The following is a 24,610-nucleotide window of genomic DNA, read 5'->3' as shown; positions in this document are numbered from 1 at the left end:
TTATTGAATCAATAGTTTTTTAATTTTAGGAATAGGACCTGTACATTCTGTTTTATGGCAATTAAGACAATTCGTAATTGCTGTATTAAAACGCTCTTTTAGCTCCGTATTTGAAAGTGTATCTGCAATAGCTTCTTGTGATTCTATAAATACATTTACAAAACTCTGCCAATTTTTGGTTCTAGATTTACCATCTGTCATTTCTGCCGAATGTAATTTTAGTAAATCTAAAGGCATTGAATTTGGTGTTTCTCCTGCAACAATTTGCGCTTTTAATTGTTGGTTGTATGCGTACATTGCATTCATAAAACCTGCCATTTCAGAAGGTTGGTACATCTCGTATACGACCTTTTCTTGTGTAGGTTCTATAGGTGTTTTTTCTTCATTTTTACAATTATAAAATATTGAAAATGATAGAAATATTAGTGCGTAGTGCTTATTTTTTAAGTAGAACTCCATCAGCTTCAAAACCATATTCAAATTTAGGATCTGTAATCGCAGCAATTTCTTCTTCTGATTTACCAGCATCTTCTGCATAATGTTTTAATTCATCAACAGATGTTTCAGAAACATAAGCTTTTCCGTTCATTACAACTTCACCTTCAGCATTTAATGGCATAAAAAAACCGTAATCTTTAAATTTTACCATTATTTTATCTTCACCGTTTACATCTATAGTCATCCAACAACCTTTCTTAGAGCAAACTTCTACAATTTTTCCTCTCATTTTTGCGTTAATAGTGTCTCCTGCTTTTAAGCCTTTATAGTGTTCCATCATACGCTCTGTAGTTAAGGCATCAGCATCGTTTATTTCTTTTCCGAAAGATGCATAAGCGATTTCTTGTGTAGCTTCTTCCACTTTGTTTTCAGTAGTTTTAGCTTCGTTTTTACAAGAAAATGCTACTAAGCTAATCGCTAAAAGTAAAATGATTTTTTTCATTATTTATGAATTTTGAATTGAATTATTATCGAATTGCGAATTTAAGCAATTTAAAGGAATATTACCTTTTTTTAACGGTGCCGATTATGTATTTTTGTTGCAAAACCGCATTCAATTATGGCTATTTATACAGATAAAATCAGTGTTGAAGTATCTAAGACGTCTAAAATCGAAAATGTAGATTTTAGTGATTTAACATTTGGCCGTGTATTTACCGACCACATGTTTGTCTGCGATTATGAAGATGGTAAATGGCAAAATCCAAAGATTATGCCTTATCAAGCTATGACTTTTGAGCCATCGGCACGTGTGTTTCATTACGGACAAGCCGTTTTTGAAGGCATGAAAGCTTATAAAGATGATGATGGAAAGGTTTTTTTATTTAGGCCTAAACAAAATTTTAACAGAATTAATAAGTCGTCTGCTCGATTAGCAATGCCTGTTTTTCCTGAAAACTATTTTTTTGAAGGTTTAGAAGCTTTATTGAAATTAGATAGCGATTGGATTAAACCAGGAGTTGGTAACTCATTGTACTTACGTCCATTTGTAATTGCTACAGAACCAGCGATTTCTGCATCACCTGCTAGTACCTATAGGTTTATGATTATTTGCTCGCCTGCAAAATCGTATTATAACTCTGCAGTACGTGTTTTAATTGCAGATCATTATAGTCGCTCTGCCAATGGTGGAGTTGGTGCGGCAAAAGCGGCAGGGAATTATGCTGCTCAGTTTTATCCGACAAGTTTAGCACAACAAAAAGGATTTCAACAAGTGGTTTGGACAGATGCAGATACGCATACTTTTCTTGAAGAAGCAGGAACCATGAATGTGTTCTTTAGAGTAAATGATAAGCTAATTACAGCACCAACAAGTGATCGAATTTTAGATGGAATTACTCGTAAAAGTATTATTCAACTCGCAGAAGATTTAGGCATTACTTGTGAGGTAAGACAAATTACAGTAGAGGAAATAAAAAATGCAGCAAAAGATGGAAGCTTAAAAGAGGTTTTTGGCGCCGGAACAGCTGCGGTAATTAGTCCAATATCTGCATTTGAGCACCAAGATGAATTATTTGAAATTTCGGGTGTTGATGCAGAAGATTCTTATGCTAAATTATTTAAGCAAACCTTATTAAATATTCAACATAATTTATCTGAAGATAAGCACGGTTGGAGACATGAGGTAAAATAAAATAATAGTAATATTAAAAAGAAAAGCAGCCCATGGGCTGCTTTTTTTATGATTCTAAAATGGCTTTAATGTGAGGTTTAAAATAGTTAGGACCTTTTAAAACTTTGCCATCTTCACGATAAATTGGTTCTCCATCTGCGCCTAATTTACTCATGTTACTGCGTTGTATCTCTTCAAAGACTTCTTCTATTTTGTGCTGCATACCGTGTTCTATAATGGTACCACACAAAATGTAGAGCATATCACCTAAAGCATCTGCAACTTCAACTAAGTCATTATTATTTGCAGCTTCTAAGTATTCTTCATTTTCTTCGCGCATTAATTTGTAGCGTAACATGTTTTTTTCGTGACCTAAGTCGGCTTTAGGTGTTTCACGATGTCCTATTTTGAAAGCCGTATGAAACGCTTTTACTGCATTAATTTTGTCTTGCATAGTTGTTGTTTTAATCCTTATTTTTGCATAAAAATAAGAAGATGTTTAGTACTGGTCAATTGATTTTTGGAATATTATTTTTTATTGCATTTGTAATCGTTATTGCATATCAGTATCGTAAAGATCTTCAACTTCATAAGAAACACTATAAAGGAACCTTTTGGGTACTCATTGCTTTTATTGGTTTTATTGGTATGATTGCAGCAATTAAGTATGTTTTTATGTAATCATCTGTTTTTTAGTCTTTTTGTCTAAGATTAGTATACAATTCAAATTTTATAACTTATTTTCAGAAATATACCTCTTATTAGGTATGTTTTGGTGTGTTTTTACTTTGCATCTTTGACCTGAAAAATGATTTTTAAATCAAAAATTTATAAATCCCCTGAGATTTTATGAAAGTAGATTGCCGTTATACAAATTTTAAGATTATACTATGTGTCTTACTACTGCCATTGATATGTAATAGCCAAAAACAACAGGATTCTTTATATACAATTTGGGGGAATACGCAATTAGCTGATACTACAAGAGCTAGTGCTTACAGGGATTTTATTTACAATAATTATTTCGAAAATAAAACAGATAGTGCTTATGCTATGGCATTACGTTTAATGGATTTTACAGAAGTACATCAATTAAAAAAACACAAGGCAGATGCACTTATACTTTTAGGTAAAATAGAACATATTTTTGGAGACACTCCAAAGGCGTCAAAGCACTTTGAGTCAAGTTTGAGTATTTATAAGGAATTAAACAATAAAAGAGGGCAAGCAAAAGCTATAAATGGTTTAGGTATTTCTTATAAAAAAGTGTTTAATCTTGATGAAGCTAAAACATATTATGAAAAATCATTAGAGCTCAGTAAAGAGATTAAAGATACTATTTTAATGTCTCAATCTTTAGTTAATATAGGTAATATCTATATTTGGAGATATAAATCAGACAAAGCACTAAGTTATTATACGGAAAGTTTAAAGCTATCTAAAGCCGCTAAAAATAAACGAGAAGAAGCTGTAGCTTTAATAAATATAAGTAATGCTTATACCCAGAAACAGGATTATAAACGGTCTGAAAATTATATGAATGATGCCATAAAAATTGGAGATTCATTATATAATTATAACATTTTAGCTCATGCCTACCAAGGGTTGTGTCTTAAATATTTTAAACAAAAGGATTACGATAAGCTTATAAGTACAGCAGATAAGCTATTAGGCTATGGGCAAAAGACATTTAATGATGAAATGATTGGTTCCGCTTATTATTTTCTTTTAGAAGGCCATAAGGGAAAACGAAACTTTGATTTAACCGTAAAATATCTAGAGTTAATTAAAGATTTTAAAACCAATATAGATGATGTTCTTACAATAAGAACACTAGCAAAAATAAAAATAGATAACCACCGCACAAAAGATAGCCTTCTTCATATAAACCATACATTAAAAACAGGAATGTCGCATCAAAAGGAGAAAGCGAATCTGTTTTTAGCTTGGGGCGGAAGCTTATCAGTGCTTTCAGTTATAGCGTTTTTTATATACAAAAATATAAAGCGAAAACAACATAAGGCAGAGAAAGAACGTCAAGATGAAATTGATGAAAAAGAAAAAATTCTAAAAGATTTAGAGCTATCTACGATTGATGCTATGATTGAAGGTCAGGAAAAAGAGCGCAAACGTTTGGCTGCCGACTTACACGATAGTGTTGGTGCTACTTTGGCAGCAGCAAAATTACAGTTCGATTATTTAGTGAATCATCAAAAAGATACTGCAGATTCAGAAGAGCTCACAAAAAAAATAAGCACATTATTAGAAACGGCCTATGTTGAAATTCGCTCTATGGCACATCTAAAAAATTCTGGTGTAATTGCAAAAAATGGTTTACTACCAGCTGTAGAAAAATTAGCAAAAAATGCATCCGGAATAAACGGGTTAGAGTTTGAAGTTCAGAGTTTTGGTTTGGATCAGCGTTTAGATAATTCGTTAGAAATTTCAATTTTTAGAATTATTCAAGAATTGGTAACTAATATTATAAAGCACGCTAAGGCAACTCAAGGAACAATTCATATTACGAATCACTCTGATAATCTCAATATTATGGTCGAAGATAATGGTGTTGGCTTTAATCCTAAGCAACTATCTAAAGTAAAATCGAAAATGGGAATCACTAGTATAGATAGGCGTGTAGAGTCTTTGGGTGGAGAGTTTACAATTGAGTCTGAAATAAGTAAAGGAACAACAGTAATAATAGATCTGCCATTATGATAACAATAGCTATAGCCGAAGACCACCAGTCTTTTATAGATGGTATCAAATTGCTTTTAGAATACGAAGAAGATATAGAAATTGTAGGCACTGTAAACGATGGTGAAGCGCTTTTAGATTTAGTACGCCTTAAACAACCTAATGTGGTGATTACAGATATAAGAATGCCAAAAAAGGATGGTATTACGGCAACAAAAAAGATAAAAAAAGAATGGCCACACATAAAAATATTAGGCTTTACAATGTTTGATCAAAAAGATGCCATTAAGCAAATGTTAGAAGCAGGAGCTTCTGGGTATTTATTAAAAAACTCACCTTTAGAAGAGGTTCTGAAAGCCGTAAGATCGGTATATGAAGGCAATACTTATTTTGACGCTAACATTGAAATAGAAGTAGAGAATGATGCCAATAAAAAGGCAAAAAGCATTCTAACGAAACGACAAGTTGAAATCTTAAGTTTAGTAGCACAAGGAAAAACATCTCGAGAAATTGCAGACGAACTTTTTATAGGTGTGCATACCGTTGAAACACATCGTAAAAACATGATTCGAATTCTTGGACTTCATGGTAAAGGAGAGTTAATGCGTTATGCTTTAGAAAAGAAGTATAGGTTTTAAGATTATTACCAGCTTGCTATATGTCAATTCCAGAGCAAAAGTATATCCTGTTATCGGCATATTATTAAAGCAACTAAAATTTTAACCTTTAAAAAGGTTTTATATCTAAAAAAAAAACTCAAACTCAATTATAATTCTAATTTAGCTATTAACCAACCTTAATGTATTATGAAACATAAAAAACTATTAAACATTTCTTTTTTTCTCTTAATTCTTAATTTATCCTACGGCCAAAGTTATGTTGGTCATTCTATTGATAATTATTCTGGTATCCAAGGTGTAGTTTACAATCCATCGAGTATTGTGGGCTCTAACTTAAGAGCTGATGTAAACTTAGTATCTGCTAGTATCTTTGGAGGTAGCGATTATTTTGGAATAAATGCCAGTGATATTATAAATTCTAATGGTAGTTTTGATTTTGAAGAGGATAGTGAAAAATTCTCAAGTAATTCTAATAACTTTTTTTTAAACGCAGACATTGTCCTGCCATCGTTTATGTTCAACCTTACTAAAAAGAGTAGTATTGGTATCGTAACTAGAGCAAGAGCAAACTTTAATATTAATAATATAAATGGAGAGCTTTATGAAGTCATTGCAGATGATTTTAATTCAGATGAAGACTTTGACTTCGATTCTAAAAACTTAAATGGTACAGTGCATGCATGGGCAGAAATAGGATTAGCCTATGGTAGAATACTTATGGAGAAACCTAATCATATCTTAAAAGGAGGTGTGACCTTAAAATACCTCCAAGGTGCAGGTAGTGTATTTATGAGCAGTCCTGGTTTACAGGGAAACTATGTGGCATCAACAGAAACATTAACAACTCAAGGTGTTTTAAATTACGGTACAAGCCAAGATTTTGATAACGATGATATAGATTTTAGTAATCTTACCTCTGGTTTTGGTTTAGATATTGGCTTTACTTACCAATGGTATAAGGAGCGTGAGAATGATGATCTTCCTACTTACAAAGATCCTTATAAATTAAAAGTGGGTGTCTCTGTTACAGATATTGGTTCTATAAATTATGATAATTCTACTGTTAATAGTTACGATTTAGATGCCACGGTAAATACGGCAAATTATGAAGACGATGTAGAAGACTTTTTAGATTCTAACTATGCAACTGTAGAAACTAACAAAGCAGCAAAAATAAACTTGCCAACGGCATTACATTTACTTATAGATTACAGACTGACAAAAAAGTGGTTTGTGAGTGCGCAAGCAGATTTGTCTATGATAAAAAAAGAATCAGAGTTAAGTACTTCTGTTCTTAATACGGTAACTATGGCACCAAGGTTAGAAACAAAATGGTTTAGCTTTTACGCACCGCTTAGTTTTAGGCAATATGGAGATGTGTCTTTTGGAGGTGGTATTCGATTAGGACCTTTAACGGTAGGTTCTGGATCTGTTTTTACAAACCTTTTATCTGATAGTTCTAAAACTACAGATGTTTATTTGGGGTTAAAGATTCCGTTGTATAGATAATATTAGATATAAAAGATAAATTAAAAAATACCCAATAGCGGGTATTTTTTAATTTATAGCGTTTTGTAAATTTACAGAGCTATTAATCAGTAAATTATAATATTATGAAGCAATTAAAAATTTTATCTGTTCTTTTTATTTTTGTTATTTTTTCAACCTCTTGTAGTAAAGATGATGATGAAGCCAGTGATTTTGATGGTAGTATAGAGTCTGTTAAAGACTTTTTTACACCAGAACTTGTAGTCGCATTAGAAGACCTTGGCTTCAATATTAATCAAGGAGATACTCCTCCAAATATAGAAGGATCTTATTTGTCTGCACCTGTTAAGCTAGAAGCCTCAACAGTATCTGGAGATTTTGTAGGTAAAAGTTTTCCAGATTATACTTCTATTTTTTCAAACCAAAATAATAGTCGTTTAAAAATAGATTTTAATGGCATGGGGGGCAGCCAAACAGACGAAGGTTATGGGTCTTTAATTTCTGGAACTGATAATGAATTTTCGGTTTACTTAAAACTTACTTCACAAATATCTGGATCTGTAGAAGTGGTGTCTGCCTATGCTATATCTGGTAGAATGACCGATAATGGTATCGAAGATTTTCAAATGGCTATTTTAATGTTAGATGACAAAGGTGATCCAGACGGTGTCTACATTGATAACAATACAGGTAGGTTACTATACGATACAGATAACTTTTCAGAAAAAATTAATTAAAAACCTAAATTATGAGAATTTAAAAATTTATCTCTCTTTTAATAAAAAAAGCAGCCATTTTAATAAAAAGCAGCCATTTTAATGACTGCTTTTTTTTGTGATAACAATGGGATCTTTTAAGCTTTATTTGCAGTTAAAGTTACTTTTAACTCAATGTCATCGTTAATAAATTTATCTCCTAAATTATCAAAGAATGATTTAGAGCCATATTCAACATTCCACTTAGAACGATCTATTGTAAACGTTTCACTTGTTAGCGTTAATTTATCACCATTAACAGTTGTTGTTACAGGGATACTGATATTGTTTGTAGCGTCTTTTAATGTTAAATTGCCAGATAGCATAGTTTTTCCATCTTTAGTTTCAATTCCTGTAATCTGAAATTTTGATACAGGATATTTTTCTACATCAAAGAAATCAGCACTTGATAAGTGTCCTACTAATTTGGCATTACCTTCTTTTTCTACTGGAATATCTAAAACAGTAATACTAGTCATGTCAATAGCAAATTTACCACTTTCAATAGCTCCGTCATTAACATTTATTATTCCTTCTTTAATGTTAATTGTGCCATTATGAGTGCCAGTTGGTTTAAAACCTTTCCATTCAATAGTAGAACCATCGGTATTGACATTGTATGTTACAGACATAGCTTCAGCAACTGCCGCTTCTGCAGCTTTCTTCGTTTCTGCTTCTTTTGCTTTATCACCACAACTTGTAAATGTAATTATAGTAATTAGCGTAAAAATGTTTAAAAAATTAGATTTCATGTTAGTGTTTTTTTATTAGAGTTGTTAAAAACAAAGATATGAAATACTGTGTTTCATGTATGATAAAAAAATGTTAATGACATTTTGACATTTTTATAATAATGGCAGTACTTTTGCCTATCTAATTGAAAGTTAAAAAAGAACTCAAAATGAGTAAAAGAGATAAAAACAATAAGGTTGAGGATCCACAAGTAGAGGATCAAGCAACAACTACTGCAGAAGCTGATGTTGAAACACAAGAAAACGAGATGAAATCTCCAGAAGAACAATTACAAGATCAACTGGTTGCTGAGAAGGATAAATTTATGCGTTTGTTTGCTGAATTTGAAAATTACAAAAAGCGAACTACAAAAGAACGTATAGAATTGTTTAAAACAGCAAGTCAAGACGTTATGATGTCTATGTTGCCTATTTTGGATGATTTTGAACGTGCTTTAACACACATAGAAGACGATAAAGAAGCCGAAGAATTAAGAAAAGGTGTCTTATTAATTTACAATAAGTTAGTAAGTACATTAGGGCAAAAAGGCTTGTCTAAAATAGAAGTAAGACAAGGAGATGTCTTTAATGCTGACAACCACGAAGCAATTACCCAAATTTCTGCTCCAAGCGAAGACTTAAAAGGAAAAATTATTGATGTTGTAGAACATGGTTATAAGTTGGGAGATAAAGTCATTCGTTTTCCTAAAGTGGTAATTGGGCAATAAAATTAAAAAAAAGAGTTTTCCTTTATACGGAAACGAACAATAAAGCATTCGATGAAAGAAGATTATTACGATATATTAGGCATAAGCAAAGGAGCTTCTGATGCAGAGATAAAAAAAGCATATCGAAAGATGGCTTTAAAATATCATCCAGATAAAAATCCAGATAATACTGAAGCAGAAGAAAAGTTTAAGAAAGCAGCTGAAGCTTATGAAGTCTTAAGTAACGCTGATAAAAAAGCACGTTATGACCAATTTGGTCATCAAGCCTTCAACGGTGGCGGTGGTGGCGGCTTCGGTGGCGGCGGAATGAATATGGACGATATCTTTAGTCAGTTTGGCGATATTTTCGGAGGAGGCTTCGGAGGTAGAGGCGGTTTCAGTGGCTTTGGCGGAGGTGGCAGACAGCGCGTAGTTAAAGGTAGTAATTTACGTATTCGTGTAACGTTAACTCTAGAAGAAGTCGCTAACGGTATTGAAAAGAAGATAAAAGTAAAGCGTAAAATTCAAGCGCCAGGAACAACGTACAAAACGTGTAGTACCTGTAATGGATCTGGTCAGGTTACAAGGGTTACTAATACTATTTTAGGCCGAATGCAAACTGCAGCAGCTTGTCCAACTTGTGGAGGAGCAGGTCAAAGTATTGATAAAAAACCTTCAGATGCAGATGCACAAGGTTTAAAAGTGTCTGAAGAAACCGTAACGGTTAAAATACCAGCTGGTGTTGTAGATGGTATGCAACTAAAAGTAACAGGAAAAGGTAACGATGCACCTGGAAATGGTATTGCTGGTGATTTGTTAGTTGCCATACAGGAAGAAGATCACCCAACATTAAAACGAGAAGGTGATAACTTACATTACGATATGTATGTTAGTCTTCCAGATGCCGTATTGGGTAACTCAAAAGAAATAGATACCGTAACCGGAAAAGTAAGAATTAAGATTGAAGCTGGCGTGCAGTCAGGTAAGATATTAAGATTACGTGGCAAAGGTATACCTAGTATTAATGGGTATGGTAAAGGAGATTTATTGGTTCATGTAAATGTCTGGACACCAAAGACTTTAAATAAAAAGCAAAAAGACTTTTTTGAAAGTATGAAAGAAGATGAACATTTTGAGCCTAAACCTGAAAGTTCAGATAAATCTTTTTTCGAAAAGGTAAAAGATATGTTTTCATAAGCACATCTATTTAATAAAAAATAGTATATTTGAATTATCGCTAATGCTAATTAGCGGTAATTTTTCTTTTTCATAGCAATTTTTTCCCATCCTTATTTAGTTATAAGGGTGGGTTTTGTTTTTATAATATTCGATGTTTTAGCGCATTATAAAAAAGAATAATTAGTAAGGTTTTTATTCTTTATAACTCTTCAACATTTAATATATTTACATACGAACCTATTTATAAAAAACTAATTGAATATGAATGACTTATTAGTCGCAAATTCTGTATCAAAAAATTTTGGGGATTTTAAGGCGTTAAATAAAGTTTCTATTGCGGTACCAAAAGGTAGTATTTTTGGCTTACTAGGGCCAAATGGCGCAGGGAAAACAACGCTAATTCGTATTGTAAATCAAATTACAATGCCAGACGAAGGCACTGTGCTATTAGATGGAAAAACATTAAAGCCAGAACACATTAGAGATATTGGTTATTTACCAGAAGAACGAGGCTTATATAAGTCTATGAAAGTTGGTGAGCAATGTTTGTATTTAGCACAATTAAAGGGTTTAAGTAAATCTGAAGCTAAAACAAGATTAAAATATTGGTTCGATAAGTTAGAAATTGGAGACTGGTGGAATAAAAAAATTCAAGAATTAAGTAAAGGACAAGCACAGAAAATACAGTTTGTAGTAACGGTTTTACACCAACCTAAATTATTGATTTTTGACGAACCTTTTTCAGGTTTTGACCCTATAAATGCGAATCTTATTAAAGATGAAATCTTACAGCTTAGAGATGAAGGAGCAACGGTGATTTTTTCAACCCATCGTATGGAATCTGTTGAAGAATTATGCGATCATATTGCTTTAATTCATAAATCTAATAAGGTTTTAGATGGTAAACTGAATGATATAAAACGCCAATACAAAACAAATACGTTTGAAGTAGCCTTAGAGTCCCCAAATAAGGAAAGAGTACTTTCAGAAATTCAAAATACTTTTGAAGTGCTTCCTGCAACGTTTAAAAATTTGAATAACGATATTAAATTGAATGTGAAAATAGGAGAAAACACATCACCAAATGATTTATTGTCGTTTTTAACCTCAAAAGCAGAAGTACATCATTTTGTAGAAGTTATACCTTCAGCTAATGACATTTTTATTCAAACTGTAAAAAATAACTAAAAATGAATCATTTACCACTCATTATAAAGCGTGAATATTTAACAAAGGTTAAGAATAAGTCATTCATTATAATGACCTTTTTAAGTCCTTTAATAATGATAGCGCTGATTGCAGTTGTTGCTTATTTATCACAATTAAATAACGATAAGCAACGTACAATTTCGATATTGGATGAAACCGGTTATTTGTCTGATATTTTTCAAAATACTGAAAATACAACTTACACCAAATTAAACGGATTAGATTTAGATGATGCTATAGCTTTGGTTAAAGAAAAAGAAGATTACGGACTTTTGCATATTGCTAAAGTAGATGCTTTGGATGCCGTTTCTAATAATGTAAAATTCTATTCAGAAGAGTCGCCTTCATTGAGTATTATGTCTGGTTTAGAACGAAAAATTGAAAAGCGTTTGCAAGAAATAAAATTGCAAAAAGATGGAGTGACACTTACTCAAATAGAAGCTTCTAAAACCAATGTAGATATTGCTCAAGAAAGTTTTGAAGGTGAGAAAAGCTCTAAGATAGACAATGTGGTCAAATTGGCTTTTGGAGGTATTGCAGGGTATTTGCTATTTATGTTCATAATTATTTATGGTAATATGATCATGCGAAGCGTAATAGAAGAAAAAACCAGTAGAATTATTGAAGTAATTATTTCTTCCGTTAAGCCTATTCAATTAATGATGGGTAAAATTATTGGGACGTCACTAGCCGGTGTTACGCAGTTTGCTATTTGGGTTATTTTAGGCGGCGTTTTAATGATGGTAGTGTCTTCAATTTTTGGAATAGATTTGTCACAAGCCTCTACACCACAACAAGAATTAATGAACCAAGCTATGGAAGCCGAAGGAGCGCAAGCCATGGCAGAAAATTTAATTACTGCGATTAGCAACTTGCCATTAGCAAACCTTGTAGTTGCCTTTATGTTTTTCTTTATCGGAGGTTATTTATTGTATAGTTCTTTATACGCAGCAATTGGTGCAGCGGTAGATAATGAAACAGATACACAACAATTTATGCTGCCAATATTAATGCCATTAATTTTAGCCGTTTATGTTGGTGTATTTACCGTTATTGAAGATCCTCATGGAACGGTTTCAACCGTATTCTCGTTTATTCCATTTACATCTCCTGTGGTAATGTTAATGCGTATTCCGTTTGGTGTGCCGCTTTGGCAACAAGGCTTATCATTAGTGTTACTAATAGGAACATTTATTCTTGCAGTTTGGTTTGCAGCTAAAATTTATCGCGTAGGTATTTTAATGTACGGTAAAAAACCAACCTATAAAGAATTATTTAAGTGGTTGAAATATTAATTAATGGTTCAAGATTTAGAACATATTGAAGATACGATTACCAATAGTAGTTTTTGGGAAGCAACTAAAAATTTCTTAGGATTACACATGAATATCGGTAACGATATTAGTATTTCAATTCTTGATGTTCTCGTTATCATTACAGCTATTTTTATTACAACAGTTGTATTAAGAATAGTTTTAAAAATAATGATAAGAAAGATACCAGAAGAAAATAAAGGTAAGTTTGGTGTTGTATATGGGTATTTTAGATGGCTTGTATATATTATAATATTCTTAATAACCTTACATAGTGTAGGTGTAAATATAACAGCTGTTTTTGCAGCTTCTGCAGCACTTTTAATAGGTATTGGTTTAGCCTTGCAAACCTTATTTCAAGATATTATATCAGGTATATTTATTATAATTGATCAATCAGTACATGTAGGTGATATAATTGAAATTGATGGTAAAGTAGGTAGAGTAGAGGAAATTAAACTACGAACAACAAGAGCCGTAACCATTGATAATAAGGTGCTTGTAATTCCTAATCATTTGTATTTAGAAAACAGTTTATACAATTGGACACAAAATGGAAATACAACTCGCGAAAGTGTAGAAGTTGGTGTAGCTTATGGCAGTGATGTTCAGTTGGTAAAGAAATTGCTGTTGCAAGCAGCAAATACAAATGAGCGTGTGCTTTCAGAACCAGCACCATCAGTCATTTTTACAAATTTTGGAGACAGTTCTTTAGATTTTAAGGTTTCATTTACAATAGCAGACAGTTTTAAAGCGCAGTTTCCTAAAAGCGATATTAGGTTTGAAATCGATCGTCTTTTTAGAGAGAACAATGTTTCTATTCCGTTTCCTCAACGCGATATTCATATTATTAAAACATAAAATATGTTAGTGATTTTAATCGATTGAAGTATTAAAATTAGTTATAAAATAAAATAGAGTTATGCCAAAAATATTAATTATAGAAGATGAAGCTGCAATTCGCCGCGTATTAGTAAAAATACTTTCTGAAGAAAATAGCACGTATCAAGTTGAAGAAGCAGAAGATGGTTTGGTTGGTATTGAAAAAATAAAAAAGAACGATTACGATTTAGTATTGTGCGATATTAAAATGCCCAAAATGGATGGTGTAGAGGTATTAGAAGCAGCTAAAAAAATAAAGCCAGAAATACCAATGGTAATGATTTCTGGACATGGAGATTTAGATACGGCAGTAAATACAATGCGTTTAGGAGCTTTTGATTATATCTCAAAACCACCCGATTTAAACCGGTTATTAAATACCGTTCGTATTGCTTTAGATCGAAAAGAACTCGTTGTTGAGAATAAGATGCTTAAGAAAAAAGTAAGCAAAAACTACGAGATGATTGGTGAGAGTGACGGCATTGCGCGTATAAAAGATATGATTGATAAGGTTGCACCAACAGATGCAAGAGTATTAGTTACAGGTCCAAACGGAACAGGAAAAGAGCTTGTTGCGCATTGGTTACACCAAAAAAGTGACCGTTCAAAAGGGCCAATGATAGAAGTGAATTGTGCTGCAATCCCTTCAGAGTTAATAGAAAGTGAACTGTTTGGTCATGTTAAAGGAGCATTTACATCTGCTGCAAAAGACAGAGCAGGTAAGTTTGAAGCAGCTAATGGAGGTACCATTTTTTTAGATGAAATTGGTGATATGAGTTTGTCTGCGCAAGCCAAAGTGTTACGTGCTTTACAAGAAAGTCGTATACAACGTGTTGGTAGTGACAAGGATATAAAAGTAAATGTAAGGGTAATAGCTGCAACCAATAAGAATCTTAAAAAGGAAATCGAAGACGGTAAATTTAGAGAAGATTTATATCACAGATTAGCTGTAATTTTAATTGAAGTTCCTGCTTTAAATGAAAGAAGAGAAGATATTCCTTTACTGATCAATTATTTCACAGATAAAATTTCTAAAGAGCAAGGCACATCTAAAAAATCATTTTCTGAAAAAGCGATAAAATTGCTTCAGAATTATGACTGGACAGGTAATATTCGTGAACTCCGAAATGTGGTAGAGCGTTTAATCATTTTAGGAGGAACTGAAGTTAGTGAGAGTGATGTAAAAGCATTTGCTTCAAAATAAAATGTATAAATATGAAAGATATTAGCATTGATGATTTTAAAATTTCGTCTCCAATAAATATTAAGGACTTGCAAACGTCCTTCGATTTAGAAACAAAGAAAAAGAAGATTGAGCGTGAACTTAGAACGGTTAGCGAAAACTTAGCAGACATACAAAACACCATGTATGCACATGGTAAATATGCCGTTTTAATGTGTATTCAAGGTATGGATACAGCAGGTAAAGATAGTTTGATTCGTGAGGTTTTTAAGGAGTTTAATGTTAGAGGAATTGTGGCTCACAGTTTTAAAAAACCTACAGAGTTAGAATTAAAACACGATTACCTATGGCGGCATGTCATTGCACTGCCAGCAAGAGGGAAATTTGGCATTTTCAATAGAACACATTACGAAAATGTATTGGTAACAAGAGTACATCCAGAATACTTAATGTATGAGAACATGCCAAACGTTAAAACAGTTGAGGATGTTACTGAAGCATTTTGGGATAAGCGTTTTAATGAAATCAATAATTTTGAAAAACACATTGCAGATAATGGAACGATAATTTTTAAGTTTTTCCTAAACATTTCTAAAGACGAACAAAAAAACAGATTACTAAGACGACTTGAAAAACCAGAAAAAAACTGGAAATTCTCACCAGATGATTTAGACGAACGTTTATGCTGGGATGCATATCAAACTTACTATGAAGATGTCTTAAACCGAACTTCTAAATCACATGCACCTTGGTATAATATTCCTGCAGACGACAAACCAACGGCAAGATATATTGTAGCTAAAATTCTTTACGATACTTTAAAAGAATACAAAGATATTAAAGAACCAGAATTACCGGCACATCAAAAAGCAAATATAGATTCTTACAAACAGCAATTAGAAAATGAAGACTAAACTATTTACAATAATTTTATGTTGTTTTTTAACATTCAATTATGCACAAGAAGATGAAACTGTATTAAGAACACTATATACAGCATCATTAACAGATGGTATGAGTTACGAGTGGTTAGATCATTTGTCTAATGAAATTGGCGGACGATTATCAGGTTCTAAAAATGCTGAGTTAGCTGTTCAATACACAAAAGCAGAACTTGAAAAATTAGGTCTAGATAAGGTGTGGTTACAGCCGGTTATGGTTCCAAAATGGGAAAGAGGCGAAAAAGAAAAAGCATTTTTTGAAGTTGCTGGTTTTGTTAACGAAGTTAATATTTGTGCTTTAGGTGGTTCTGTTGCGACTCCAAAAGATGGGATTTCTTCAGAGGTTGTAGAAGTTCAGAATTTTGAAGAATTAGCCGCCTTAGGAAAAGAGAATATAGAGGGTAAAATTGTGTTTTACAACAGACCAATGCAAGCCGATTTAATAAGCACGTTTAATGCTTATGGAGGTTGTGTAAATCAGCGTTATGCTGGAGCCATGGAAGCTGGTAAATATGGAGCGGTAGGTGTTATTGTAAGATCTATGACTTTGCGTCAAGACGATTTACCACATACAGGAAGTATGAGTTATGGAGATTTACCTGTTAATCAGCGTATTCCCTCTGCAGCAATAAGTACTAATGATGCAGATTTACTGAGTAAAGCATTAAAGAAAAATAAAGGAATTCAATTCTATTTTAAACAAAGTTGTCAGCAATTTGAGGATGTGTTATCTTATAATGTCATTGGTGAAATTACTGGAAGCAAATTTCCAAATGAATATATTATTGTTGGTGGTCATTTAGATTCTTGGGATTTAGGAGATGGAGCACACGATGATGGTGCTGGAGTGGTGCAGTCTATGGATGTATTAAGACTTTTAAAGAAAAGTGGCATTACTCCAAAACGAACTATCAGAGTCGTTTTATTTATGAATGAAGAAAACGGTTTACGTGGTGCTACGGAATATGCCAAAGTGGCTAAAGAAAAAAATGAAAATCATATTTTTGCCTTAGAAAGCGATGCTGGTGGTTTTACTCCAAGAGGCTTTTCGTTTGCAGCAAATGAAACTAATTTTAATCAAGTACTAGGTTGGAAAGCTTTATTTAAACCTTATTTAATTCATTATTTTGAATTAGGAGGAAGTGGCGCAGATGTTGGACCATTAAAGTCAGAAACCAATGTATTGGCAGGTTTACGACCAGATTCGCAGCGTTATTTTGATCATCATCATGCTGCAAATGATACGTTTGAACATGTTAATAAACGCGAATTAGAATTGGGGGCCGCAACAATGGCATCGTTAGTATATCTGTTTGATAAATATGGCGTTAATCCAATTACAAATCATCGTAAAATTAAGGAGTAATAAGATATGAATAAATTGTGCTTAATTCTAATGTCAATGGTTTCTATTAATAGTTTTTTGCAAGACAAAGACCAACTTCCATACTACGAAATTCCTGATTATCCTGAAACATATACAGCAGGTACAATAGCTGCAAGAATGGTAGATGCTTTAGGATTTCGGTTTTATTGGGCTTCAGAAGGTTTAACAGAAAAAGATTTAGCATACAAAGCTAATGCTGATGGTAGAACCTCATTAGAAACTATTGAGCATATCTATAGTTTGTCTAAAACCATCGTTAATTCTACTTTAAAACAATCCAATTCTAGAGCAAAAGAAGATTTAAGTTATTCAGAATTACGATCTAAAACATTACAAAACTTAAAAAAAGCTGCAGATATTTTGCGAGAGAGTGATGATATCTCGCAATACAATATCATTTTTGGTGATCGCGAAATTCCATTTTGGAATCAGGTCAATGGTCCAATTGCAGACGCAATTTGGCATTGTGGCCAATTATCTATTTATAGACGGTCAACTGGTAATCCGATGAGTCCTAAAGTAAATCATTTTAGTGGTAAAATTAAGGACTAAATCATAATCATTGAGTATTATATCTAAAACAATTGTGTGTTTTTATGTTGAAAAAAGAGACTTTTAATTTAGTCTTTTTTTTCGCCTTCATCTTCTTTTTTCATTTTAATATATTTAGAGACTAATCGCATTCCTAATCTTGCAAAAAGGATTACGGCAAATACCAATACAATATCTAATCCTGTCATTATTTTATATTAATTACCTGTTGCTGGAAGGGGAAATTGAGGTGCTTTAACTTCAGGTTTACTTCGTAACTGTGTCATTAATTCCTTAACGGCTCTTTCGAGTTGAGGATCGTTTCCATTAGATAATGCTTTTGCATCTTGCCTTACTTCAATATCTGGAGCGACTCCTTCATTCTCCGCAATCCATTTGTTGTTTATAGGATCAAATACTGCATTGTCAGGTGCTGTTAAACCTCCGCCGTCAATTAAAGCATAATGTGTTGACGATTTTACCAAGCCTCCCCAAGTTGTCATACCTATGAGTTTTCCAACATTTTGTTGTCTAAACACCCAAGGGAAAAAATCTCCACCAGAACCAGCAAGTTCATTTATCAATAATACTTTTGGACCTAATATACCTGCAGGCAAGGTTAATGGTTTGCCATTGGGTACTTCATTGGTTAAGCCTGCTCTTAAGCTTCGCGTCATTAAATCTACCATATAATCATCTAGTAAACCACCACCATTAAAACGCTCATCTATAACAGCCCCTTCTTTATCTTGCTGTGCAAAGTAATATCTGTTGAAAGATACAAACCCTGGACCTCCTGTATTTGGAACCCAGATATAACCGAGGCGTCCATTTGATAGTTTGTCGACTAACCTACGATTGTCTTCCACCCAAGTCCGTTGTCTCAAAGAGTTTTCGTTAGAAATAGGTTCTACAATTTCAGTCCAATGGCCTTTAAATTCAGGTTTGTCATTAATATGTAAAAGGGTTTGTTTTCCTGATGTACCATCTAGATACTTGTAAAAATTGTCGCCAGCCTTTATTTCGTTCCCGTTAATACCCACAATATATTGGCCTTCTTTTATGTTTAGTCCAGGCGCATCTAGTGGTCCTGTTAAGCCTGGATTCCAACTTTCTGTTGTGTATATACGGTCAATTTTCCAATGGCCTTTATCTAGTGTTAAATCGGCTCCGAGTAATCCTGTTGTAGAACGTTCTACATCTGGATAATCACCTCCAAACACAAAGCTGTGACCAACGGATAACTCACCATTTACCTGATCTAAAATATAATATAAATCTGTACGATGCTTTATAAACGGAACCAATGGAGCGTAACGTTTATATACAACGTTCCAATCACGTCCATGCATGTTGGGATCGTAAAAATAATCGCGCTCGTATCTCCAAGCCTCTTCAAACATTTGTTCCCATTCGGCAGAACGATCTAATTTCATTTGTAAATTAACCTTAAGACGTTTGCCTCCTTTTGCATCGCTACCGCTTGTGCTTATAACTTGCCAATCTCCATTAATTTGAGCAAGCATGTGTTCACCATTTGTGGTTACAGAAACTGAACGTATGCCAGAAGCAAATTCTTTGCTTTCTTGTTTTTCAAGATTAAATTTATGTAGTGTTGCGCCTCTGTCATTTGGAATGTATTCTGAAATAAACATTGATCCTTTTGGACCAGCAATGATATAACCATAATTTCTTGAAGGTATTGAAAGCGCTAGCGTACGACGACCAATAGCTTCAAAATCTATAATCATGGATTTATTTTCGTCGTCCTTCTTTTCTTTATCTTCTTTTTTTGCTTTGTCTTCACTTTTGCTGTCGTCCTCTTTTTTTATGTCTTCTTCATCACTTTTGGGTTTAAAAGGGGAATCGTCGTTAGCATCTAAATTAATGACATAAGCGGAGTAGGCTGGGTTTGCTGTCATAGAGCTTGTATTAGCCCAACCAGAACCAAGAGCTACATCGGTACTCGCTAAAAAGTAGAGTTGTTTTTTGTTTAAATCCCAAGCCGGTGAAAATGAATCGGCAAAAGGATCTGTAATTGGAGTTGTTGTGTCGTTTTCAATAGAGTAGATATAAATCTGTCTAAAGTTATTTGAAGCCGATTTTTCATAAGCAATCCATTTACTATCTGGTGACCATTTTAATTCAATACTGCCACGCTCTAGGTTAGTGCCGCCTATGTCAAAGGTTTTTATTTTTTTTGTCTCTAAATTCACAAAACGCAAGCGCACGTCATCATCAACAAAGGCAATGTGCTTTCCATCCGGAGACCATGTTGGGTTCCAACCCAATTTAGATTCTCCAATAGAAATGACTTCAGGTTTTGATAAACCATTCTGATCTGAAATCATTAACGCATAATTCTTTCTATCGGCATCAGAAAACCAAGCTATTTTATCTCCTTTTGGTGACCAAATAGGACGTCTATCTGCTATGCCAGAGCTCTTAGTAATATTTCTTGAATCACCGAATTCTACAGGAATTGTAAAGATATCGCCACGAGATTGCATAATCGCTCGTTTACCATTTGGAGATAAAGATGCTGAACGTGTGCTATTAGAAACATCCTCCCATTTGGTTTCAGCCCAAGGAAAATCACCAACCACAGTAATTGATAATTGGGTGTGTTTACCTGTTGAAATGTTCATGGTGTGTAAATATCCATCACGTTCATAAACCAAAGTATCTCCATTACCACTTAACCATTTAATATCAGAACCTTTAAAGGTTGTGATTTGCTCAATTGATTTTGTCTTCAGATTGTAAGACCAAATATTAGCGACTAAATCGCGATCTGATAAAAAATAAATGTGATCGGCTAACCACAAAGGCTGAATGTCTGTTGTTTTTTTATTAGGTAGTAAAACTTCGTTCTGAGTTTTTAAATCTAAAATAATAAGTGGTGTATTTTGGCCGCCTCTATAGGCGCGCCATTCTTCATCCCAACGATCCATTTTATCTAAAATTAATTGCGTTCCATTTGGTGAATACGACCCATCATTACTCCATTGTTTGGTAAGTAATTTTGGAGCGCCACCTTCAACTGAAATTGTATAAAGGCGATTATATGGACGTGGAGCTGTTGCTCTGTTACTTGCAAATAAGACGTGCTTTCCGTCGTTGGTCCAACCTCTAACTGTAGAACCACTAGGATGCCAAGTTAAGCGTTTTGGTTCTCCTTCATTTTTAGAAACGACGTAAACATTGTTTGTGCCAGCTCTGTTAGAACTAAATGCAATCCAATTACCATCTGGTGAAAAGTATGGGTTGGATTCCACAGCAGCAGTCGAGGTAATGCGTTTAGCTTCGTTAGAATTTAATGCCGAAATCCAAATATCACCACCATAAGTATATGTGATATGGGTTTGACTGATATCTGGTTGTCGTAGTAATCTTGTCCCTTGAGCAAATGTAATTAGGTTTGATAGTAGGAATAAAAGAGCGAAAAATGAGGTTTGGAAATTTGTTTTAAACTTTAACTTCATGTGAGGTAATGGATTAAATTAAAAGGTTGTCGTTCTAAAGTTACAAATAAGAGTGTTAAGAGCATAAATTAAAGTCTCTTTTAAAAGAAATGACTAAATCATTTATTGAATTTCGTTATAATTCAAATGCAGTTATAACCTTTAGAAATATGAGATTTTAAAGGAAATTCTGTTTTTTTAGTGAAGTTGAGAACCTCTTGAATACTATGAGTTTGTAAATATTAAAATTATTGAGGTCGTTTTAGTTACTTGTATTTAAAGTATTGGCACTGAAAAATTAGGTGGGTTTTGACTGGTTTTCTTCAGTCTTACCATATTCTTCAGTATAAATTTTAACCAAAGCCATAAAAATACTTATAAGTAAGGGGCCAAAAATCAAACCGATAAATCCAAATAATGGCACTCCTACAATAACACCTATTAGGGTAACTAAAGGATGTACATCATCGAGCTTTTGCAACACATACAAGCGAATAATATTATCAGTAGAACCGACAACAACAATACCATAAATTAAGATGCCCCATGCTTGAGCCGATTGGCCACTAGATAAGGTTAATATAAAGACAGGAATTATACCTACAAAAGTACCTATAAAAGGGATCATGGATCCAATGGTAACTATGACAAACCAAAATAACGGATCTTCAACTCCAAAAATTAAAAAACCAATCAACGCTATAATTCCTTGTGCTATGGCAACCAATGGAATTCCAATGGCATTCGATTTGACCATGGCTTGGATCTCGCTACCAATTTCAGAAATATTTTTATTATTCATTGGAATGTAGTTTTTAAGCGATTGCCTTAATTGCTTACGATTGGTGAGCATAAAATAAAGCATAAAGTACATTAATCCTAAAGCAACAAGTAAGTTAAACGTATTGCCAGCCATACTTTGTGCGCTTTCAGAAAGCCATGTGGTGATTGCTTCAGTATCAATTTGAGAATTAATGTCAAAGCCCGTTTTAAATTTTAATTGTCCGACTTGATCTTTAAACGCATCAATAACTTTTTCACTATTACTAGCTACATCCGAAATTTTGTTTCCTAGCATAATACCAAAACCCGTTAGAGGTACCATTATAATAATGAAGGAACTAAGCATCAAGGTTAAAGCAGCTAGCGTAGGATTCCAATTGTAGGTATTAACTAATCGTTTCATTAGTTTTCGAAGCAATATGTAAAATGTAATTGCGCCTAAAACACCGCTCAAGTATGGTAACATTTCACCAAAAATTAGACTTCCAAAAAGTATAATTAATAGTAAAATGAAAATTTGACGAATTATTTTAGGCGCAATTTGTGTCATTGGAAGAGTGTTTTAGTCTTCTCAAAGGTAATTGCAAACTATCTATAGGCTTACTTTAATCCCGTAAAATGTTAACTCAGATAACTAAATTATATGGCAATTTCAATTTGATTATGTAAGATGTCTTCAAAGACTTCACGTTTTCTAATGAGTTGCGCCTTACCTTTATATAGCAATACTTCGGCAGGTCTGTAACGCGAATTGTAATTGCTGGCCATAGAGTAACAATAAGCTCCGGCATTTTTAAAGCAAAGAATATCTCCTTCGTTTATTTCCGAAATCCGCCTGTTATTAGCAAAAGTGTCCGTTTCGCATATGTAACCAACAACCGAATAAAAACGTTCACGCCCTTTAGGATTAGAAATGTTTAAAATATCGTGTTGAGAACCATATAACATTGGTCTTATTAAATGGTTAAATCCGGAATCTATTTGAGCAAAAACTGTAGAGGTGGTTTGTTTTACAACATTTACTTTAGCCAAAAAGACACCAGCCTCACTCACTAAAAATTTACCAGGTTCAAAAGCTAAGGTTAAATCTTTACCGTATGCTTTACAGAATTCATTGAAGCGTTTTGATAGTTTGTCTCCTAATTCTTCAATATTGGTTTCTATGTCTCCTTTTTTATAAGGCACTTTAAATCCTGAACCAAAATCTATAAACTCAAGCGTTTTAAAGTTCTTAGCCGTTTCAAATAAAATCTCGCTGGCATATAAAAATACATCAATATCTAGAATATCACTTCCTGTATGCATGTGAATACCGTTAATATTCATCTTTGTATTTTCTACAATACGTAATAATAAAGGAATCTGATGTATAGAAATTCCAAATTTGCTATCTATATGACCAACCGAAATATTAGTATTTCCTCCAGCCATAACATGAGGATTTATTCGAATACAAACAGGAATTTTTGGATGTTTGGTTCCAAATTGTTCTAAAATAGAGAGGTTGTCAATATTTATCTGAACGCCTAATTTTGCGGCTTCTTCAATTTCTTCAAGAGATACTCCATTAGGTGTAAAAATGATATCTTCAGGTTTAAAACCAGCTTTTAATCCTAATCGTAGTTCTTGAATGGAAACAGTATCAATTCCAGATCCAAGTTTGTTAAACAATTTTAAAACAGAAATATTAGAAAGTGCCTTAACAGCATAATTAAGCTTTAATTGTTTTACCTTACTAAATGCTTTTGTTAATCGTTTATATTGAGATTCTATTTTTTCAGCGTCATAAACATAAACTGGACTTCCAAAATCTTTAGCAATTTGTAACAAGGTACTTTCTTTCATTCTTTATTTTTCTTAAAGTTATTTGGCGAAAATAGTTGTAATCCTTTCTATAAACATAAAAAATAAAAAAATATAGCTATTTTTACACAAAATGTTAAATAATAAACAATATGAAGACTATTGCATCTTGTGTTCAAGATATTATTGTTGCTAGTCCGTTTTTAGAAGAAGGCTTGTCTCGGGAGATTATTAACTTTTCAGCTTTGGCAAAAGAGCTAAATACACCTATTTCTAAAATGTTACGAAAACCAGTAAAAGATGGTGCTATTATGATGGCACTACGACGGTATCAGCAACCTTTAAATCTTGAAAACTCTAAAAGTTTAAAGAAAACCTTTAGTCAATTAGGAGATATTACGGTACGGTCTAACTTAAGTGATTTTACATTTCAAAATTCAAAAACATTAATCCATAGTCACTCTCAAATTTTAGAAAAGATTAGTGAAAATCATCAAATATTTTATGCCTTTACGCGTGGTATGTTTGAAAGTAATATTATCATTTCAACTTCTGAAAAAGAAGATATGCTCAAAGCATTTAAAAATGAAACACAAATAGGTTTAAAAGAAAAACTATCTGCTATTAGTATTTATTTACCTAAGGGGAGTTCTAAAATAGTTGGCTTATATTATCAAATATTTAAGCGCTTGGCATGGGAAAATATTACTTTATATGAAGTGGTTTCTACAACAAATGAGTTTACTATTGTAGTAGAGGATTATTTGGTAGACAAGGCCTTTTCTGCTATTAAGCGTTTAATAGATTAATCCTATAATTTAGAAAAT

The 24,610-nt window shown here is 33.1% G+C and carries 23 protein-coding genes; 16 read left to right on the top strand and 7 right to left on the bottom strand.

The annotated features are described in order from the left end of the window. Nucleotides 1–474: a hypothetical protein gene (locus tag KO504_RS06290; RefSeq protein WP_215925476.1), complete on the bottom strand. Its 474-nt coding sequence runs from the start codon at nucleotides 472–474 to the stop codon at nucleotides 1–3. Continuing rightward, complete coding sequence (locus KO504_RS06285; protein ID WP_215925475.1) at nucleotides 437–940, bottom strand: DUF4920 domain-containing protein; 504 nt, start codon at nucleotides 938–940, stop codon at nucleotides 437–439. Before KO504_RS06285 ends, KO504_RS06290 begins: the two co-directional genes overlap by 38 nt. A 117-nt stretch (nucleotides 941–1,057) precedes the next feature. Here KO504_RS06285 and KO504_RS06280 point away from each other — a divergent pair, with 117 nt between their 5' ends. Then, nucleotides 1,058–2,131: a branched-chain amino acid aminotransferase gene (locus tag KO504_RS06280; RefSeq protein ID WP_215925474.1), complete on the top strand. Its 1,074-nt coding sequence runs from the start codon at nucleotides 1,058–1,060 to the stop codon at nucleotides 2,129–2,131. Between the two features lie 46 nt (nucleotides 2,132–2,177). On the opposite strand, the gene KO504_RS06275 is transcribed toward KO504_RS06280, so the two are convergent. Then, the gene (locus KO504_RS06275; RefSeq protein WP_215925473.1) at nucleotides 2,178–2,564 is read right to left on the bottom strand and encodes a nucleoside triphosphate pyrophosphohydrolase family protein; all 387 of its coding nucleotides are present in this window, start codon (nucleotides 2,562–2,564) and stop codon (nucleotides 2,178–2,180) included. Nucleotides 2,565–2,605: 41 nt separating this feature from the next. Between KO504_RS06275 and KO504_RS06270 the strand changes: the two genes are divergently transcribed. The 5 genes from KO504_RS06270 (at nucleotide 2,606) to KO504_RS06250 (ending at nucleotide 7,652) form a co-directional block, all read left to right on the top strand. Continuing rightward, nucleotides 2,606–2,791 (top strand): hypothetical protein, encoded by a 186-nt coding sequence (locus KO504_RS06270; RefSeq protein ID WP_215925472.1) that lies wholly within the window; start codon nucleotides 2,606–2,608, stop codon nucleotides 2,789–2,791. 168 nt (nucleotides 2,792–2,959) lie between these two features. Continuing rightward, nucleotides 2,960–4,828 (top strand): tetratricopeptide repeat-containing sensor histidine kinase, encoded by a 1,869-nt coding sequence (locus tag KO504_RS06265; RefSeq protein ID WP_215925471.1) that lies wholly within the window; start codon nucleotides 2,960–2,962, stop codon nucleotides 4,826–4,828. Beyond that, nucleotides 4,825–5,445, top strand: a complete 621-nt coding sequence (locus KO504_RS06260) for a response regulator (protein WP_215925470.1) — start codon at nucleotides 4,825–4,827, stop codon at nucleotides 5,443–5,445. The genes KO504_RS06265 and KO504_RS06260 overlap by 4 nt, the downstream gene beginning before the upstream one ends. 168 nt (nucleotides 5,446–5,613) lie before the next feature. Next, a complete protein-coding gene (locus KO504_RS06255) occupies nucleotides 5,614–6,936 on the top strand; it encodes a DUF5723 family protein (protein ID WP_215925469.1) in 1,323 nt (440 codons plus the stop codon). Between the two features lie 104 nt (nucleotides 6,937–7,040). After that, nucleotides 7,041–7,652 (top strand): hypothetical protein, encoded by a 612-nt coding sequence (locus KO504_RS06250; protein ID WP_215925468.1) that lies wholly within the window; start codon nucleotides 7,041–7,043, stop codon nucleotides 7,650–7,652. A 116-nt stretch (nucleotides 7,653–7,768) separates the two neighbouring features. Here KO504_RS06250 and KO504_RS06245 read toward each other — a convergent pair whose 3' ends face one another. Continuing rightward, nucleotides 7,769–8,422, bottom strand: coding sequence for a YceI family protein (locus tag KO504_RS06245; RefSeq protein ID WP_215925467.1), 654 nt, complete (start codon nucleotides 8,420–8,422; stop codon nucleotides 7,769–7,771). Nucleotides 8,423–8,571: 149 nt separating this feature from the next. Here KO504_RS06245 and KO504_RS06240 point away from each other — a divergent pair, with 149 nt between their 5' ends. The 9 genes from KO504_RS06240 to KO504_RS06200 all read left to right on the top strand — a co-directional run bounded on the left by KO504_RS06240 (nucleotide 8,572) and on the right by KO504_RS06200 (nucleotide 17,754). After that, nucleotides 8,572–9,129, top strand: coding sequence for a nucleotide exchange factor GrpE (locus KO504_RS06240; RefSeq protein ID WP_215925466.1), 558 nt, complete (start codon nucleotides 8,572–8,574; stop codon nucleotides 9,127–9,129). Between the two features lie 51 nt (nucleotides 9,130–9,180). Beyond that, nucleotides 9,181–10,305 carry a molecular chaperone DnaJ gene (gene dnaJ / locus KO504_RS06235; RefSeq protein WP_215925465.1) on the top strand — a complete coding sequence of 375 codons (1,125 nt, stop codon included), beginning with the start codon at nucleotides 9,181–9,183 and terminating at the stop codon, nucleotides 10,303–10,305. A 243-nt stretch (nucleotides 10,306–10,548) separates the two neighbouring features. Next, nucleotides 10,549–11,475, top strand: a complete 927-nt coding sequence (locus KO504_RS06230; RefSeq protein ID WP_215925464.1) for an ABC transporter ATP-binding protein — start codon at nucleotides 10,549–10,551, stop codon at nucleotides 11,473–11,475. 2 nt (nucleotides 11,476–11,477) lie between these two features. Then, nucleotides 11,478–12,791, top strand: a complete 1,314-nt coding sequence (locus KO504_RS06225) for an ABC transporter permease (RefSeq protein WP_215925463.1) — start codon at nucleotides 11,478–11,480, stop codon at nucleotides 12,789–12,791. A 3-nt stretch (nucleotides 12,792–12,794) separates the two neighbouring features. After that, the gene (locus KO504_RS06220; RefSeq protein ID WP_215925462.1) at nucleotides 12,795–13,670 is read left to right on the top strand and encodes a mechanosensitive ion channel family protein; all 876 of its coding nucleotides are present in this window, start codon (nucleotides 12,795–12,797) and stop codon (nucleotides 13,668–13,670) included. Between the two features lie 61 nt (nucleotides 13,671–13,731). Further along, nucleotides 13,732–14,895: a sigma-54-dependent transcriptional regulator gene (locus tag KO504_RS06215; RefSeq protein ID WP_215925461.1), complete on the top strand. Its 1,164-nt coding sequence runs from the start codon at nucleotides 13,732–13,734 to the stop codon at nucleotides 14,893–14,895. Nucleotides 14,896–14,906: 11 nt separating this feature from the next. Next, nucleotides 14,907–15,788 carry a PPK2 family polyphosphate kinase gene (locus KO504_RS06210; RefSeq protein WP_215925460.1) on the top strand — a complete coding sequence of 294 codons (882 nt, stop codon included), beginning with the start codon at nucleotides 14,907–14,909 and terminating at the stop codon, nucleotides 15,786–15,788. After that, entirely contained in the window at nucleotides 15,778–17,181 is a 1,404-nt protein-coding gene (locus KO504_RS06205; protein ID WP_215925459.1) for a M20/M25/M40 family metallo-hydrolase, read from the top strand. Before KO504_RS06210 ends, KO504_RS06205 begins: the two co-directional genes overlap by 11 nt. 6 nt (nucleotides 17,182–17,187) lie before the next feature. Next, nucleotides 17,188–17,754: a hypothetical protein gene (locus KO504_RS06200; protein ID WP_215925458.1), complete on the top strand. Its 567-nt coding sequence runs from the start codon at nucleotides 17,188–17,190 to the stop codon at nucleotides 17,752–17,754. A gap of 197 nt (nucleotides 17,755–17,951) precedes the next feature. On the opposite strand, the gene KO504_RS06195 is transcribed toward KO504_RS06200, so the two are convergent. The 3 genes from KO504_RS06195 to lysA all read right to left on the bottom strand — a co-directional run bounded on the left by KO504_RS06195 (nucleotide 17,952) and on the right by lysA (nucleotide 23,825). After that, the gene (locus tag KO504_RS06195; RefSeq protein WP_215925457.1) at nucleotides 17,952–21,218 is read right to left on the bottom strand and encodes a S41 family peptidase; all 3,267 of its coding nucleotides are present in this window, start codon (nucleotides 21,216–21,218) and stop codon (nucleotides 17,952–17,954) included. A gap of 277 nt (nucleotides 21,219–21,495) precedes the next feature. Then, the gene (locus KO504_RS06190) at nucleotides 21,496–22,530 is read right to left on the bottom strand and encodes an AI-2E family transporter (RefSeq protein ID WP_215925456.1); all 1,035 of its coding nucleotides are present in this window, start codon (nucleotides 22,528–22,530) and stop codon (nucleotides 21,496–21,498) included. A gap of 89 nt (nucleotides 22,531–22,619) precedes the next feature. Continuing rightward, a complete protein-coding gene (gene lysA, locus KO504_RS06185) occupies nucleotides 22,620–23,825 on the bottom strand; it encodes a diaminopimelate decarboxylase (RefSeq protein ID WP_215925455.1) in 1,206 nt (401 codons plus the stop codon). 110 nt (nucleotides 23,826–23,935) lie between these two features. Here lysA and KO504_RS06180 point away from each other — a divergent pair, with 110 nt between their 5' ends. Then, nucleotides 23,936–24,592 carry a hypothetical protein gene (locus KO504_RS06180; protein ID WP_215925454.1) on the top strand — a complete coding sequence of 219 codons (657 nt, stop codon included), beginning with the start codon at nucleotides 23,936–23,938 and terminating at the stop codon, nucleotides 24,590–24,592. The last annotated feature ends 18 nt before the right edge of the window (nucleotides 24,593–24,610 follow it).

The organism is Winogradskyella psychrotolerans (assembly GCF_018860565.1).
In the GTDB taxonomy this organism is placed as follows: Bacteria; Bacteroidota; Bacteroidia; order Flavobacteriales; family Flavobacteriaceae; genus Winogradskyella; species Winogradskyella damuponensis.
This window is presented reverse-complemented; position numbering and strand designations above follow the sequence as displayed.